At 42.6% G+C, this 14,176-nt stretch carries 15 protein-coding genes; all 15 read left to right on the top strand.

Features of this window, described 5'->3' with window-relative positions:
• The first annotated feature begins 15 nt into the window (after nt 1–15).
• The 15 genes from BLL40_RS02200 to BLL40_RS02130 all read left to right on the top strand — a co-directional run bounded on the left by BLL40_RS02200 (nt 16) and on the right by BLL40_RS02130 (nt 14,176).
• On the top strand, nt 16–1,329 hold the full coding sequence (locus BLL40_RS02200; RefSeq protein ID WP_073710261.1) for a bifunctional folylpolyglutamate synthase/dihydrofolate synthase: 1,314 nt from the start codon (nt 16–18) through the stop codon (nt 1,327–1,329).
• Between the two features lie 179 nt (nt 1,330–1,508).
• Nucleotides 1,509–1,928 carry a type IV pilus modification PilV family protein gene (locus tag BLL40_RS02195; RefSeq protein ID WP_073710260.1) on the top strand — a complete coding sequence of 140 codons (420 nt, stop codon included), beginning with the start codon at nt 1,509–1,511 and terminating at the stop codon, nt 1,926–1,928.
• Between the two features lie 15 nt (nt 1,929–1,943).
• Nucleotides 1,944–2,393: a PilW family protein gene (locus BLL40_RS02190; protein WP_073710259.1), complete on the top strand. Its 450-nt coding sequence runs from the start codon at nt 1,944–1,946 to the stop codon at nt 2,391–2,393.
• A 9-nt stretch (nt 2,394–2,402) separates the two neighbouring features.
• Nucleotides 2,403–3,644, top strand: a complete 1,242-nt coding sequence (locus tag BLL40_RS02185; protein ID WP_073710258.1) for a DUF7305 domain-containing protein — start codon at nt 2,403–2,405, stop codon at nt 3,642–3,644.
• A gap of 191 nt (nt 3,645–3,835) precedes the next feature.
• Nucleotides 3,836–4,414, top strand: a complete 579-nt coding sequence (locus tag BLL40_RS02180) for a hypothetical protein (RefSeq protein WP_073710257.1) — start codon at nt 3,836–3,838, stop codon at nt 4,412–4,414.
• 29 nt (nt 4,415–4,443) lie between these two features.
• Nucleotides 4,444–5,763, top strand: coding sequence for a G5 domain-containing protein (locus tag BLL40_RS02175; RefSeq protein WP_073710256.1), 1,320 nt, complete (start codon nt 4,444–4,446; stop codon nt 5,761–5,763).
• The gene (locus BLL40_RS02170) at nt 5,760–7,418 is read left to right on the top strand and encodes a GspE/PulE family protein (RefSeq protein ID WP_073710255.1); all 1,659 of its coding nucleotides are present in this window, start codon (nt 5,760–5,762) and stop codon (nt 7,416–7,418) included. The genes BLL40_RS02175 and BLL40_RS02170 overlap by 4 nt, the downstream gene beginning before the upstream one ends.
• A 5-nt stretch (nt 7,419–7,423) precedes the next feature.
• Nucleotides 7,424–8,473 carry a type IV pilus twitching motility protein PilT gene (locus tag BLL40_RS02165; protein WP_073710254.1) on the top strand — a complete coding sequence of 350 codons (1,050 nt, stop codon included), beginning with the start codon at nt 7,424–7,426 and terminating at the stop codon, nt 8,471–8,473.
• Nucleotides 8,466–9,674 (top strand): type II secretion system F family protein, encoded by a 1,209-nt coding sequence (locus tag BLL40_RS02160; protein WP_073710253.1) that lies wholly within the window; start codon nt 8,466–8,468, stop codon nt 9,672–9,674. Before BLL40_RS02165 ends, BLL40_RS02160 begins: the two co-directional genes overlap by 8 nt.
• Nucleotides 9,675–9,813: 139 nt before the next feature.
• The gene (locus BLL40_RS02155) at nt 9,814–10,305 is read left to right on the top strand and encodes a pilus assembly FimT family protein (RefSeq protein ID WP_073710252.1); all 492 of its coding nucleotides are present in this window, start codon (nt 9,814–9,816) and stop codon (nt 10,303–10,305) included.
• The gene (locus tag BLL40_RS02150; protein WP_342743107.1) at nt 10,302–11,045 is read left to right on the top strand and encodes a prepilin peptidase; all 744 of its coding nucleotides are present in this window, start codon (nt 10,302–10,304) and stop codon (nt 11,043–11,045) included. Before BLL40_RS02155 ends, BLL40_RS02150 begins: the two co-directional genes overlap by 4 nt.
• A gap of 16 nt (nt 11,046–11,061) precedes the next feature.
• Nucleotides 11,062–12,018 carry a type IV pilus biogenesis protein PilM gene (gene pilM / locus BLL40_RS02145; protein ID WP_159434177.1) on the top strand — a complete coding sequence of 319 codons (957 nt, stop codon included), beginning with the start codon at nt 11,062–11,064 and terminating at the stop codon, nt 12,016–12,018.
• 9 nt (nt 12,019–12,027) lie between these two features.
• Nucleotides 12,028–12,639: a hypothetical protein gene (locus BLL40_RS02140; protein WP_073710250.1), complete on the top strand. Its 612-nt coding sequence runs from the start codon at nt 12,028–12,030 to the stop codon at nt 12,637–12,639.
• The gene (locus BLL40_RS02135; RefSeq protein WP_073710249.1) at nt 12,640–13,410 is read left to right on the top strand and encodes a hypothetical protein; all 771 of its coding nucleotides are present in this window, start codon (nt 12,640–12,642) and stop codon (nt 13,408–13,410) included. It begins immediately after the preceding gene.
• A gap of 184 nt (nt 13,411–13,594) precedes the next feature.
• A complete protein-coding gene (locus BLL40_RS02130; protein WP_073710248.1) occupies nt 13,595–14,176 on the top strand; it encodes an SPOR domain-containing protein in 582 nt (193 codons plus the stop codon).

The raw sequence follows: 14,176 nt of genomic DNA, 5'->3' as shown, positions 1-14,176 counted from the left end.
AAGGGAGAAGTTTGAATGGACACATATGAAGAAGCATTATCATGGATACATGGACGGCTCCGCACAGGGATCAAACCGGGGCTTTCACGGATGGAATGGATGATGGAGCGTCTCGGTCATCCAGAACGGAGACTGAAAGCTGTTCATATCGGCGGAACGAATGGGAAAGGATCGACAACAGCCATGCTTCGGTCTATTTTAAGTGAAGCTGGGTATGAAGTCGGAACGTTCACATCGCCGTACATTGAACAGTTCAATGAGCGAATCAGTATAAATGGCAGACCGATTTCTGATGAAGAGGTAACAGGATTGGCTCAAAAAATCCGCGGACTGGCCGATGAAATGGAAGAGATGGCGTTCGGCGGACCGAGTGAATTTGAAATCATTACCGCTATGTCACTTTACTATTTTGCCTGCGTGCGGCCCGTTGATATTGTATTATTTGAAGTCGGTCTGGGCGGCCGTTTAGATTCAACGAACATCATTCATCCGGTTCTGTCCATTATTACGACAATCGGTAAGGATCATATTCAATTTCTTGGTGATACGCTGGCCGAAATTGCCTTTGAAAAAGCGGGTATTATTAAAAATGGAGTGCCTGTCATGACAGCGGTTGAGCAGCCGGAAGCACTTGACATCATTGAACGAGTCGCAAAAGAGAAAAAAGCCTCTCTTTACTTGAGAGGACGTGAATTTAGTGGAACATGGCTTTCATCGACGGAACATGGCGAACAATTCGAGTTTCAATCCCCATTTAGCACACGCGGTCCGATTGAAACGAGTTTAGCAGGGCTGCATCAAGTGAATAATGCCGCACTAGCCATTATGGCTGCCGACTATTTACGCACCTTTTATGCGTTTTTCATTGAAGATGAACATGTCGAAAAAGGACTAGGAAATATACACTGGCCAGGCCGTTTTGAAACACTTTATGAGTGCCCGCTCATTATTGCGGACGGTGCGCATAACGAAGAAGGGATCAGTGCACTAGTTAAAACGATCAATCAGCGGTTTCCCGACCGGAACATCACCATTTTATTCGCGGCGATGAAAGACAAACCGCTTGACGGTATGATTCAGCAATTAAAAGGTGTCGCACATCAATTGTATTTGGCCCCGTTTGATTTTCCGCGTGCGGCGCAGAGTGAAGAGTATGAACCGTATACAGATGAAAAATCTGACATTGTACAAGATTATCAAAAACAGATTAAACGATTCCAAAAAAATGGAAAAGGAACAGATGTTTTCATCATAACGGGCTCTCTTTATTTCATTTCTACTGTGAAAAAGGAGATAAAAACGCCCGGCTTTTTTAGTGAAAATGTATAGATTTGTTGAAAGTTAGAAGAAAGCCCTATTTTAAAAATAAACTTTAAAATAGGGCTTTCTTCTGTATTGCCTACGTCCATTTCACATATTCATCCTTTCTTAAATATGCTAAAATTAAATAATTAATGACTATTAATCTAGTAAAATAGCGGGAATAGAGAAGTGTAGATGGGGTGAGAATGTTGAAGAAAAGAGTGAAAAATCTTATGTCGAATGATGGAATGACTTTAATTGAAATACTGCTCTCCATAGTTATTCTTACGATTGTTGTCCTTTCTTTCTCGGCTATGTTCATTCAATCCGCTCGAACGAACCAACAGACGGAATCAGCAATGGATGCGACGTATGTAGCGCAAACGTGTATAGAAGAAGTGATCCATAAATCGATTGAAAACAGCATGGTATGTCCTGTAACGAAAGCAGTGACACCTGCTGAAGGATACGATCAAACGTACAGAGGAACGATTGATACCTTTTACGTTAATATTAATAAATCAAATCATGATGGAAAAGTGGTTGTGAAAGTATTTAGAAGCGAAGAAGAAGCAGAAGATCCAGAGCAAACCCCACAGGCGCAAATGGAAACGATTATAAGATAAAGGAGGGTATGGAACATGCAACAATGGCTGAAAAATGAGCGTGGTGTAACATTGATCGAAGTCATTGTTGCCTCTGCACTTCTTACTATAGTTCTTTTATTAATAAGCAATGTTCAATTGTCCGGACAGCGGCAGTTTACAGACCAAACGAAACAGATTGATGGCCAAGCAAATGTCCGGCTAGCATTTAAATGGATGACGACCGATGTCCGGAAGCAAGGGAATGTTCATGATGTAAATAAAGTCCAATCATCAATGGAAATTGGAGAGATTTCCTACACATACAGCAAAGCAGAGAAGGTAATTTTAAGGGACGGTGCAGTGATAGCAGAAAATATCGACGTGTTCACGCCAGAATATGATGAACCCCAAAATAAATTGACATTGACGATTAAAAGCGTAGAAACACCCCACCAAAAAAACTTGTCAAAAGAATTTAAAACGGTTATATACATAAGAAAGTAGGTATTACCGATGAAGTCTCCTCTATGTATTCAAAAAGCGATGTATAACGAGCGGGGCATGGCATTAATTATTGTACTGCTTGTGCTGACTGTTTTATCTGTGCTCGGCCTAGCTATTTTAGGGCTGTCGTTGAACAATATGAAAGCAAATCAGACTGAACAAAAATACGAAGCCGCTTATTATATTGCGGAAGCTGGAGCGGCCAAAGCTTATACAAAAATTAAAAACATCGCTGAAGATCTTCACCAGGATCATTTTTATAGAGAAGAGCCGAATCAAGCTTTATTTTACAGTGATTTGGAACAGCAGATTTTAGGCGGAGATCCATATTCATCACCGGTTTTTGAAAAAGCTTATGGCGAAATCCCTAGTGCTGAAATAGCGGTGCAAGGCAGCGGGGGGAACTACATGATCACATCTATGGGGAAAATAGGAAATCAAAAACGGGAAGTTAGACAGGCGATTAGCGTAAATTGGAGTTCTGGAGGAGGTCCAGGAACTCCGGATTCATCTAAGTATTCGAAGGAAACAGCTTTAATCATTAAGTCAACTCTTGATATAGGTGGGAATGTGACGATTAATGGAGACGTGTGGATAGGTGATAAGGCCAATCTTAAAATAGGTGGGAGTTCAGAAATTACTGGGAACGTTTATAGTTTGTCAGAAACAAATCAAGCAATACCGGAATTCCCTGTGTTTCCACAGAAGCCTGCTTTAGAAGAGGCAGAAGATTACAAAGTCAATAAAAATAAAGAACTGCTGCTTTCAAAAAATGTATCATATTTTAACCTTTTTCAGGTTAGCGGCAGCATAGTAACAATTAATACAGGGGAATCAGATAAAGAAATTGTTGTGAATAACTTGAATCTCGGCAAAGATGGGCAAATCTATATTAAAGGTACCGGTAAATTAACTATATATGTAAGCGGTGCATTCACAATGGATAACAAAAGTACAATAAACGACAACACAAAGCAGCCGGAGAAGCTCAAAATCTATTGGAAAGGATCAGGTATACTAAGCTTACAAAATAACCATCAAGAAATTTACGGGTTGCTGTATGCGGAAAATGGGACGATCGATCTTAATGGAGGTTTAATTAAAGGAACAATCGTAGCTGACAAATTCATTTCAAGAGGGAATGCGACAGTGGAGCATGGAACCGAGCTGCCTTTTACAAATGACAATAGCAATCTGTCTCTTCCACCAAATGGAATCGTCAACCCTAGTTCGATCCGCGAAAAAGAATGAAAACAGGTGATCTTCATTAGATACCTATTTTCATTCTTTTTTTCAGTTTCTGATAAAATTCGACACGTTCACTCATTCATTTCTTTCAAATTACACAATTGTACTATACAATAATTTTTAACTAGAACTTTCTTTAATTTGTATAATATAGCAAGTAGATTGACTACTTTTTTTGCTCGGAGGGATTGTAAATGATACATACAATCATGGCTTTTATTGCGTTCCTTCTCCTATTGCCTCTATTAATCTATTTGCCGATCGGATTAATGATGAAAGGAAAATTGATCATTGCGCTTCAATGTTTCGTTGTCGCCATAGGAGCAATCACGCTTTTTCCCTATGTGACGCTCTGGCAAACGGTTCTTCTTGTTTTTCTTGTGCTGCTCGTGGCCGGATACTTGACGGTGAAATATGGTGCTGCACACTGGGCTATTGACGATGGTGTTGATTTGGATGAAGAACGTGTAGAAAAATTTGCTATCGTAGAGCCGCCCCGTGAAGAGGTGAAACAACCGTATGAAGTGCCAGTGACGGATGAGATGGAAGAAGTGATTGAACCGTATGAACCGGTTTCCATGTCTACTCAAGAGGAAGAAGAGGGCTATATCGAGTCGTTGTTTTATGGTGAGGAGGAGGAATCCGAAATGGATGCATCGTCTATCCCGAATGAAGAAACGCATTATTTAGAAGAATTGTTTGATGAAGTGGATGACAGTGATGAAGAAATGGACATTCCGCTGCTTCACTTTGATGATAAGGAAAAACTGTAAAGCGTCACGGCAGATTGGAGCGCCCGCATATGAAGAAAAAAGACACAGTAAAAATCGCCGCTATGTTTACGATGCTGACGTTGTATTTCATCGGCTTTTCGTATTACGGAACAGCCGTGTACGAGAAGTTTTTTCAATCAAACGAGCGTTTTGATGAGGAAACGATGATAGGATCTGAATCGTTTGATCATGCGACAAAAGTGGAAGCGATGCGCACATTAACAGAAAAAGTAACAGCGTGGCAGCTGGACGCGGTGTTAACGTTTCAATACGTTGAAAAATCAGTGAATATAAGCACAAACTTAATCGAGTTTCAAATCGAAAAATCGATTGAAAAAGCCGTTACAGGACAAAAAAATGAATTGTACACGATTGTTTCGCGAGAGCGTCTTCAGGCGGAACTTGATGAACAATTTCCATTGCTTCGTGACACACCACTTGATCTGGAGACGCTCGCATCAGACATTGCAGATATCGGTGATTATTTAAAACCGGAAGAAACGGTGATTGATCTCACTTTATATGTGAATGAAGAAGCGAAGCAATCCATTGCAGCAGAAGTATTAACAGGAACTGTTACGGAGTCGCTTAGGGCATTTATTAAAACGAATCCGTCGATCCGGGTTAAAAGCGGGGGTGTTGTATCGTTTAATCAATGGTTCTCGGCTACCCAGTCAAGAGAGCTAACTAAAGAAAGCATCAATATCCTTTCATCTGCTTTATATCAGCTCGTTATGAAGACAAATTTCGCGGTGCTAGAGAAAAATCAAAGTATGGCGTTGCCTGACAAGATTGATCTCGGGTATGAAGCGAAAGTGGCGGAGGGGAACGGTCAAGATTTTATTTTTTTAAATGAAAACGAAACGAGTTATACCGTCGAGTGGCAAGTGATAGATGGGAAAGTATACAGCGTGTTAAAAGGGATTCCTTTTTATTATACGTACACACCTGTGCTTAAAAATAAAGCGGAGTTACGGCCGAGAACGATTTTGCGATTTGATCCAGATATGCCGTATGGCACGACGCGCGTTGAACAGTTTGGTGAAAGCGGTGTGATGATTGATGTGTATCGACAGACGAGAGAAGGGACGTTGAAACGAAAAGAAGAAAAAGTCGCGGAAGATTTTTATTTGCCGGTCCATCAAATTGAATGGCATAGTTCACAAGATCCACCGCCAGAACCTGAATTACAACCGCTTGACCCAAATACAGACACAACAGACGAAAATAAAGAAGCAAATGAAGAAACAAGTACAAACGCAGGAACAGATTCAATGACAGAACAAAATACAGTTGAAGAAAAACGAGAGCTACGGAGACAATCACAAACTAAGGATGATGGGCAATGAGAACGCAGCGAAAACGACTCGGAGACATACTCGTTGAAACGGGACTCGTAACAGAATCGCAGCTCGAATCGGCGCTGTCGGAAAAACCGTCTGATCAAAAGTTGGGGGATGCTTTGCTGCAACGCGGCTACATTACCGAGCAGCAGCTCATTGAAGTGCTTGAATTTCAGCTAGGCATCCCGCATGTCAGTCTGTACCAGTATCCGATTGATATGAAAATATTAATGCTCATTCCGAAAGAATTAGCGAAGAAAAACTTAATTATTCCGCTTAAAAAAGAAGAAAATCGATTGTTTGTGGCGATGGCAGACCCGATGGATTATTACACAATAGAAGACTTGCGGCTTTCAACCGGTTTTCAAATTGTATCGGCCATTGCATCAAAAGACGATATTATTCGAGCGATCAATAAGTATTATGATATCGATGATTCATTTGAAGAAATGATACAGGCAAATATTGAAGAAGCGGCGATTGAACAAGAAAACACGGACGATGATTCACCAATCGTTCGTCTCGTCAACCAAATTTTTTCTCATGCGCTGTCGGAAAAAGCGAGCGACATTCATATCGATCCTCATGAAACGAAAGTGATGGTTCGTCTTCGCGTGGATGGGATGCTGCACGTTGAACGGCAGCTGCCAAAGCATATGCAAAGTATGCTCATTGCACGCATTAAAATTTTAGCGAATCTTGATATTACGGAGCACCGTATTCCACAGGATGGACGGATTAAAACAAACATTGAATTTCGTCCGATTGATTTGCGCGTATCGACATTGCCGACTGTGTACGGAGAAAAAATCGTCATGCGGATTTTGGATTTAAGCAGCTCACTAAACGATTTGAATCGGCTTGGATTTAATAAAGTCAATTTGCAGCGTGTTGAAAAAATGCTCGAACGGCCGAACGGGATTATACTCATTACCGGTCCGACTGGTTCTGGAAAATCATCAACTCTTTATGCGGGACTGAACAAGCTGAACAAAGAAGAAGTCAATATCATTACGATTGAAGATCCGGTTGAATATCAACTAGAAGGCGTCAATCAAATTCAAGTCAATCCAAATGTCGGTTTAACATTTGCTGCGGGTCTTCGTTCCATTTTACGGCAAGATCCAAACATCATTATGGTCGGCGAAATACGTGATAAAGAAACGGCTGAAGTCGCAATTCGAGCATCATTGACTGGGCATCTTGTATTAAGCACTCTTCATACGAATGATTCCATCTCAAGCATTACCCGTCTCATTGATATGGGTGTCGACTCGTTTCTCGTCGCATCATCCGTAAGCGGCATCGTGACTCAGCGTTTAGTACGGAAAGTATGCCGTGACTGCGGCCGTGATGAAGAAGCGACGAAGCGGGAAATCGATATTTTCAGCAAACGTGGATTAAAGATTGAGAAAATCAAAAGAGGTGATGGCTGTGCTTCCTGCAATATGACCGGCTACAAAGGACGGATTGCCATTCATGAAGTGCTCACGGTAACAGAAGAAATGAAACGAATTATTTTAAATGAAGAACCCCTTTCAAAATTAAAAGAAGCAGCGCAAAAGCAAAAAACGATTTTTCTGCTCGATGACGGCTTGCTGAAAGTGCGGCAAGGAGTTACGACGACAGAAGAAATATTGCGCGCTGTTTTAATGGAGTAGACAGGATGAGAGAAAAACTTGAATTTTTATTACGTTCAGCATATGAATTGCAAGCATCGGACATTCATTTGACTGTAGGAACAGCACCGGTTTTCCGCATTCATGGTGATTTGAAACGGTACGGGAAAGAAGTACTTACACCGGAAGACACGGAACAGATGGCCAAAGCGATTATTTCGGAACGATTGTGGGCGTCGTTTAAAGAGCAAGGAGAAATTGATCTTTCATTCGGTATACCGAAAGTGTCGCGCTTCCGGGTAAATGCGTTTCATCAGCGTAATTGTGTGTCGATTGCGATCCGTGTCATTCCGACGAAGATTCCGTCACTCGAAGATTTATCTATGCCGCCGGTGCTGAAAAAAATCGTCAGTCGGCCGAACGGACTTGTCCTCGTCACCGGTCCGACCGGAAGCGGGAAATCAACGACGCTTGCAAGTATGATTGATTATGTAAATAAAGAAACGAAAAAGCACATTATTACACTCGAAGATCCGATTGAGTATTTGCATAAGCATGGGAAAAGCATCATTGATCAACGGGAGGTCGGATACGATACGAAAAGCTTCGCTAACGGGCTGCGCGCGTCACTGCGGCAAGACCCGGATATCATTCTCGTCGGAGAAATGCGCGATTTAGAAACGATTCAAACGGCAATCACTGCCGCTGAAACAGGCCATCTTGTGCTGGCGACGCTGCATACATCGAGCGCACCGGCGACAATTGAGCGGATTATTGACGTGTTTCCAGCCGAACAGCAGCCGCAAATTCGAACGCAGCTGGCGACCGTATTGGCCGCAATCGTCTCACAGAGGCTATTTCCGACGCCTGATTTGCGAGGCAGACGGGCAGCTGTTGAGGTGCTGATGAATAACCCCGCCGTTTCCAACTTAATCCGGTCTGAAAAAGTACATCAAATTGTGAATGTTATGCAAACGTCAAAAGCATCCGGTATGCAGGTGATGGCCGACCATGTGCACGATTTAGTCGAACAAGAAGCGCTCTCCCGTGATGCTGCTCTCCCTTATTTAAGAGAAAGAGAAAAAGAGAATGGCTAAATTTCACTATAAAGGCCGGGACCGAAGCGGAGCGAGAAAAGGGACAATTACAGCAGAAACGAAAAAAGAAGCACTGGCTAAATTGCAAAAAAACGGGATACGTGTAACCGACATCGAGCAGCAAGCAGAAACGATTTTAAATCGTGATCTTGTGATCGGAAGACAAGTAAAGCTTGAGCATATGGTCATGTTCCTCCGCCAGTTTTCCGCGCTGTTAGCAGCAGGTGTGACGGTTATTGATGCTACAGCGATTTTGTCACAGCAAACAGAAAGCAAAGCATTGAAAAAAACACTTCGTAAAATGGAAGGCGAAATACGCGAAGGAAGGCCACTCTCAGACGCCGCTGCCCGTCAACGCAAAATATTCGAACCGCTGTTTATTAATATGCTACGGGCCGGCGAAGCGACAGGGAATCTCGACGAAACGTTTCATGATATGGCCGAATATTACGAGCGTCAGCACCGGACACGTCAAAAAGTCGTTTCGGCACTTGCCTATCCTGCTGCTGTCGGTGTTGTGGCCGTTGCCGTCGTCATCTTTTTACTCGTCTCGGTCGTACCGACATTTGTCGGGATGTTTGCCGATTTTGGCGGCGAACTGCCGGCCATTACGCAGTTCGTTCTTTCATCGAGTGAATGGATGCAACATTACTGGTATGTTGTGATCGGTCTAATAGTACTTACTGTTTTTTTCTTTTGGGGTGTCAGGCAGCGGAAAGAAACGAAATATTATTATGATTATGCGATGTTAAGAATGCCAATTATCGGAAACCTTATGCAAAAAGCGGTACTAGCCCGGATGACACGAACACTCAGTTCGTTATTTTCAAACTCAGTGCCGATTATTAGAGCGATGGAAATGGTTGGCGAAGTTGTTGAGAATGAAGTGATTGAGCGTGTCATAAAACAATCACGGGACGCATTGGAACGGGGAGAATCATTGACCGGACCGATGAAAAAACATTGGGCTTTCCCACCGCTCGTTCATCATATGATTTCAATCGGCGAAGAAACAGGCTCACTCGATTCCATGCTTTCTAAAGTAGCGGACTTTTACGAACGGGAAGTGGAAGCCACGACCGACCGGCTAAAATCATTAATTGAGCCGCTCATGATCGTTCTGCTAGCGGGGATTGTTGGTACGATCGTCACGTCAATCCTTATACCTATGTTTGAGATTTTTAATAACGTACAGGCATAAAATAAGTAGGGGAATCATGATAAATTCACTAAACATTCATTGATAGTAGACGATAAACGGAGTAAGGTGAAGGTAGAAAGTAAGAGATTCATAGTTTGGTAGAAATGAACAAAATAATAGATATTCAGGAGGAGAAAACATGTTAGCAGTAATGAAACGAAACATGAAAAATGAAAAAGGGTTAACGTTAATTGAATTGCTCGCCGTCGTCGTCATTCTCGGTATTATTGCAGCCATTGCAGTTCCATCTATTGGCGGTTTAATTGATAACTCGAAAAAAGACGCACATGTCGCAAATGCACAGCAAATGGTGAACTCTGCCAAAACGTGGGTGGCGGGAAATGCGAGTGAAATCGCAGCCGGCGGCTCTAAAACGCTCAGTTTAACAGATTTTTATACTGAAGGTTTGGTTGATAATCCAATGAAAGATCCAGATGGCGAAACTTACACTAAAGGGACAGCTGGCACTACTGATGGTTCTTACGTCACGATTACGAAATCAGCAACAAATCAGTATACGTATGAAGTAAAGTTAATGAACGGAACGAGAGGCATTTGGGTAGATGATCCTACAAATGAATTAAAACGTGCTAATGTCGTACCTGTTGCTGGACTAACAGCTGCTAAATGATGTTAACATTAATCTTCCTATACGGCCTCGTCTTCGGCTCATTTTATAATGTCGTTGGTCTCCGGGTCCCGGTCGGGAAGTCCATTGTGAAACCGCGCAGCGCTTGTTCGCTGTGCGGTCATCAATTGACTGCATTCGATCTGATTCCGGTCGTTTCATACATAATATTAAAAGGAAAGTGCCGCAAATGTGGGGCACGTATATCCCCTATTTATCCTTTAACAGAGCTCATGACGGCGCTGTTATTTTTGTATGCGTATCTTTATTTCGGGTTAACGATGGACTTTCTGCTCGCTCTTCTCTTCATTTCGATGCTGATCGTTATCGTCGTCTCCGATCTTGCTTACATGCTGATCCCAGATAAAATAGTGTTGTTCTTTTTTAGTTTGTTTCTCATCGTTCGAATGATACACCCGCTCACATCGTGGTGGAATTCGCTCCTCGGTGCTGCGGCAGGCTTTTTCCTTCTTCTGATCATTGCGATCGTGTCAAAAGGGGGAATGGGCGGCGGGGATATTAAATTGTTCGGTGTTCTTGGATTTATGATGGGGACGAAACTCGTACTACTGACTTTTTTTTTATCGTGTGCATTTGGCGCTGTCATCGGGCTTGTCCTCCTGATTTTTGGTATAGTAAAAAGAGGGAAGCCGATGCCGTTTGGACCGTATATTGCGATGGCAGCGATCACCGTCTATTTTCACGGTGAAGGGCTGCTCTACTGGTATCTCCAGTTTTTTTAAAGAAGGAGAAATGTACATGGCGTTTCGATTATTTTCAAAAAAAGATAAAACGATTAATCTTGTGTTTACCGATTATGCCATCCGCTACGTGGAAATAAAGCAAACGTCTCCGCTTATTATTGAACGTTGTGGTGAACGTTTCATTCCGGATGGACTCATACGAAGAGGGGAAATTGTCGATTTTGATGCGTTGCTGACCGTTTTGGAAAACTGTGTCGACGATTGGAAAATAAAACATCGTATGGCCCGCTTTATCGTGCCCGATCATTTCGTCGCGATGCGAGAAGAAAAAGTCGATGCGGATTTACAGGATGATGAAATTAAAAATTACATTTTCATGCAAATCGGGTCTACCATTCACTTGCCGTTTGAAGAACCGGTATTTGACGTTGCGGTGATTGGAGAACAAGATGGAAAAAAAGACGTACTATTAATTGCGGCGCCAGAAGAAAAAGTACGTGACTATATGAATGTAATGGAAGAAGCGAAATTAAAACCCGTTGCAGCGGATATCGGGCCGCTTAGCTTGTACCGTCTTTACCACCAAGAAGACATTACGAATGCGAAGGCGCACGAGCTTATGATTCATTTAACGGAAAACGTCATGATGCTGTCGATCTTTCATGAACAGCAGCCGAAGTTCATGAAGCCAGTCTTTATCGAAAAAAATGAAGACATCGTAGAGGTGTTAGGAAGAGAAAAGGATGAAGCAGGCGAATTGACGGATGTGCTGAACGAGTTGGAAAAAGTAATCAATTTTTATGAAAATTCACTTCATAAAGGCCGAGTTCGCATTGATAAAGTTTTTTTTAATGGTGATCATCCGCAGTCTGATTTCGTTCATCATCATTTAGAGACGAGACTCGCCCTTCGCGTTTATGACAATGACGCTGTCGAAGCTGTAACGAAAGATGGACGTGCACTGTCCCCCTCTTTTTACGAAGCAGCAGGACTTGGATTAAAAGAGGGGTGACCGCTGATCATGTTAATTGAGATTAATTTATTGCCTCAAAAAGAGAAGAAAAGAGTGCCATTGTTCCTTATCTTCCTTTTCATTGCACTGCTTATAACGGCATCAGCCAGTGCTTTTTTTGTCTTGTATACGAAAAATAAAGAGCTTGACAATGTGGAACAGCAGCTGTCTAATGCCGTACAACTAAGGGAAGCACTTGAAATGAATGCTGCGGGTAACAGCGGAGCAGCTGCGAGCAGCGCTGAAATGTTAAATGAGGCGATTGCTTGGGCAGACCGTATAAAAGTGCCCGTATCGCCGATCATAGCGCATTTAATTGAGCGGCTTCCAGAACGAGGCTTTTTCCAAGCTCTGTCCTATACGAGTGAGGAGTCGCTGATCGTCACGATTCAATTTGATACGAGCCGTGACGCGGCCTATTATTTAAGTGAACTGAAATCATCCAAATGGGTTAACTCAGCGAAAATTTTAACATTGAATACGTCGATTGAAGAAGGCGAAGAAGATGAACAAGCCATTTTGGATGCCACGGAGGTACTGCCCCGTTACGCAGCTGAATATGAAATCGTGTTTAATACGGAAGCGGTCAATGAAACATTAGCGCAGGAGGGAAGCAAATAAATGAGCAGAACACGTCTTTATACAGTACTCATTTTACTTGTTGCCATCGTACTGTTTGCTTATATGTATGTTGTCCTGTATCGACCAGTTGCTTTCAACATTAAGACGACGAATCAGCAGCTGCAGTCAGAAGAAGAATTGATCGCGGTACTCGAGCAGCAGGCCGGATCGACGGTGAGCGGGCCATCTGTTGCAACAGGCACGCTACAACAGAAAGTACCAGTCAAACCGATGAGTGATAGACTTTTGCTTGATTTTGAAAAAGCTGAATTGCTGTCAAGCAGCTTAATTACCGCGATTGTGTTTACTGAAGGCGAAGAAGAAACACTCCCGACGACGCCGGAAGAAGACATTGCTCAATTAGAAAATAGAGAGACGGCGCCAGGGGAAAAATCAATGGATGAAAGGATGACAGATGCAGCGAAAGAGGAGATAGATTCATCTAAACAGTTGGTTCATGAAGAAGTGCTTCCAAAAGGCATACGCAAAATTCGTGCACAAATGACCGTTGAATCGTCGGGGTATGCAGAAATGGACATGTTCATTGACACGCTTGAAAATCAAATGCGCATGTTAAAAGTGGAGCAACTTACATTTACAGGGCCGGAAGAAGCACAACAATTAGCTGGTGAAGCAGAACCGATTACGTACAATATAACAGTTGCGGCGTACTACATGCCAGAATTGCTTGATTTGCTGCAAGATACACCTGAATTTGACACACCGGATCCAGCGAATAAAAAAGACCCGTTCATCACAGTTGAAGAGTGAAAGCAAGTGTGTATTGAATAGGATTACATAAGATAAAAAAAGAACAGAACGCCTGTCGTTCTGTTCTTTTTATGGGGGAAAATCGTATATATAATAAAGTGAAACTTCATTTATCGTAAACGGAGCCTTCTTTTCGATATCTTAAAGCGGGGCCTTATTACAGGATAAATATGGGGGGATGAAGATGGACGAGCTGGACTGGACAAGGCCAAACAGTGATGTTCTCGTCTGGAAAATGCCAGGAGAAGAAGGGCCCGCTGTCTCGGAAAAAAAGAAATCCATCATCCGGCCGGCTACTGGAGTGGCCATTGTCTTATCCGCGCTGATTACCGGTACACTATTTGGCGTGACGATGATTCGCGCTGTAAATTTGGAAGAGGAAAAACCGCCAACAGCTGCTGTGAGTGAGGTACCTGTGCAAGAGGTACCAGTACAGGGAACGAAACGAGTAGACGTAACGTTTTCAGTGATTCAAGGAGGTCTTTTTTCGACAGAGGAAGCGGCGAAAAAAAGTGTTGGAAACGCAAGAGCGAAGAAAATTCCGGCAAACTATGTTTCATCAGAAGGGCAATACATGGTTCTTTACGGTGTGTTTTCGTCGTCGGATGAAGCAAAAAGTGCTGCGGCGCTGTTAGAAGAAAAAGGAACGGCTGTTTATGTGAAAGACGTGACCGCTTCTATGACAGAAAATGCTGAAAAAATGATGACAGAAGAAATCGACCCACAGAAAAAACTAGATCAATTAAAAGAAGCCATGTCGCCATAA

This window comes from Domibacillus mangrovi (genome assembly GCF_001906925.1).
Taxonomy (GTDB): Bacteria; Bacillota; Bacilli; order Bacillales; family Domibacillaceae; genus Domibacillus; species Domibacillus mangrovi.
This window is presented reverse-complemented; position numbering and strand designations above follow the sequence as displayed.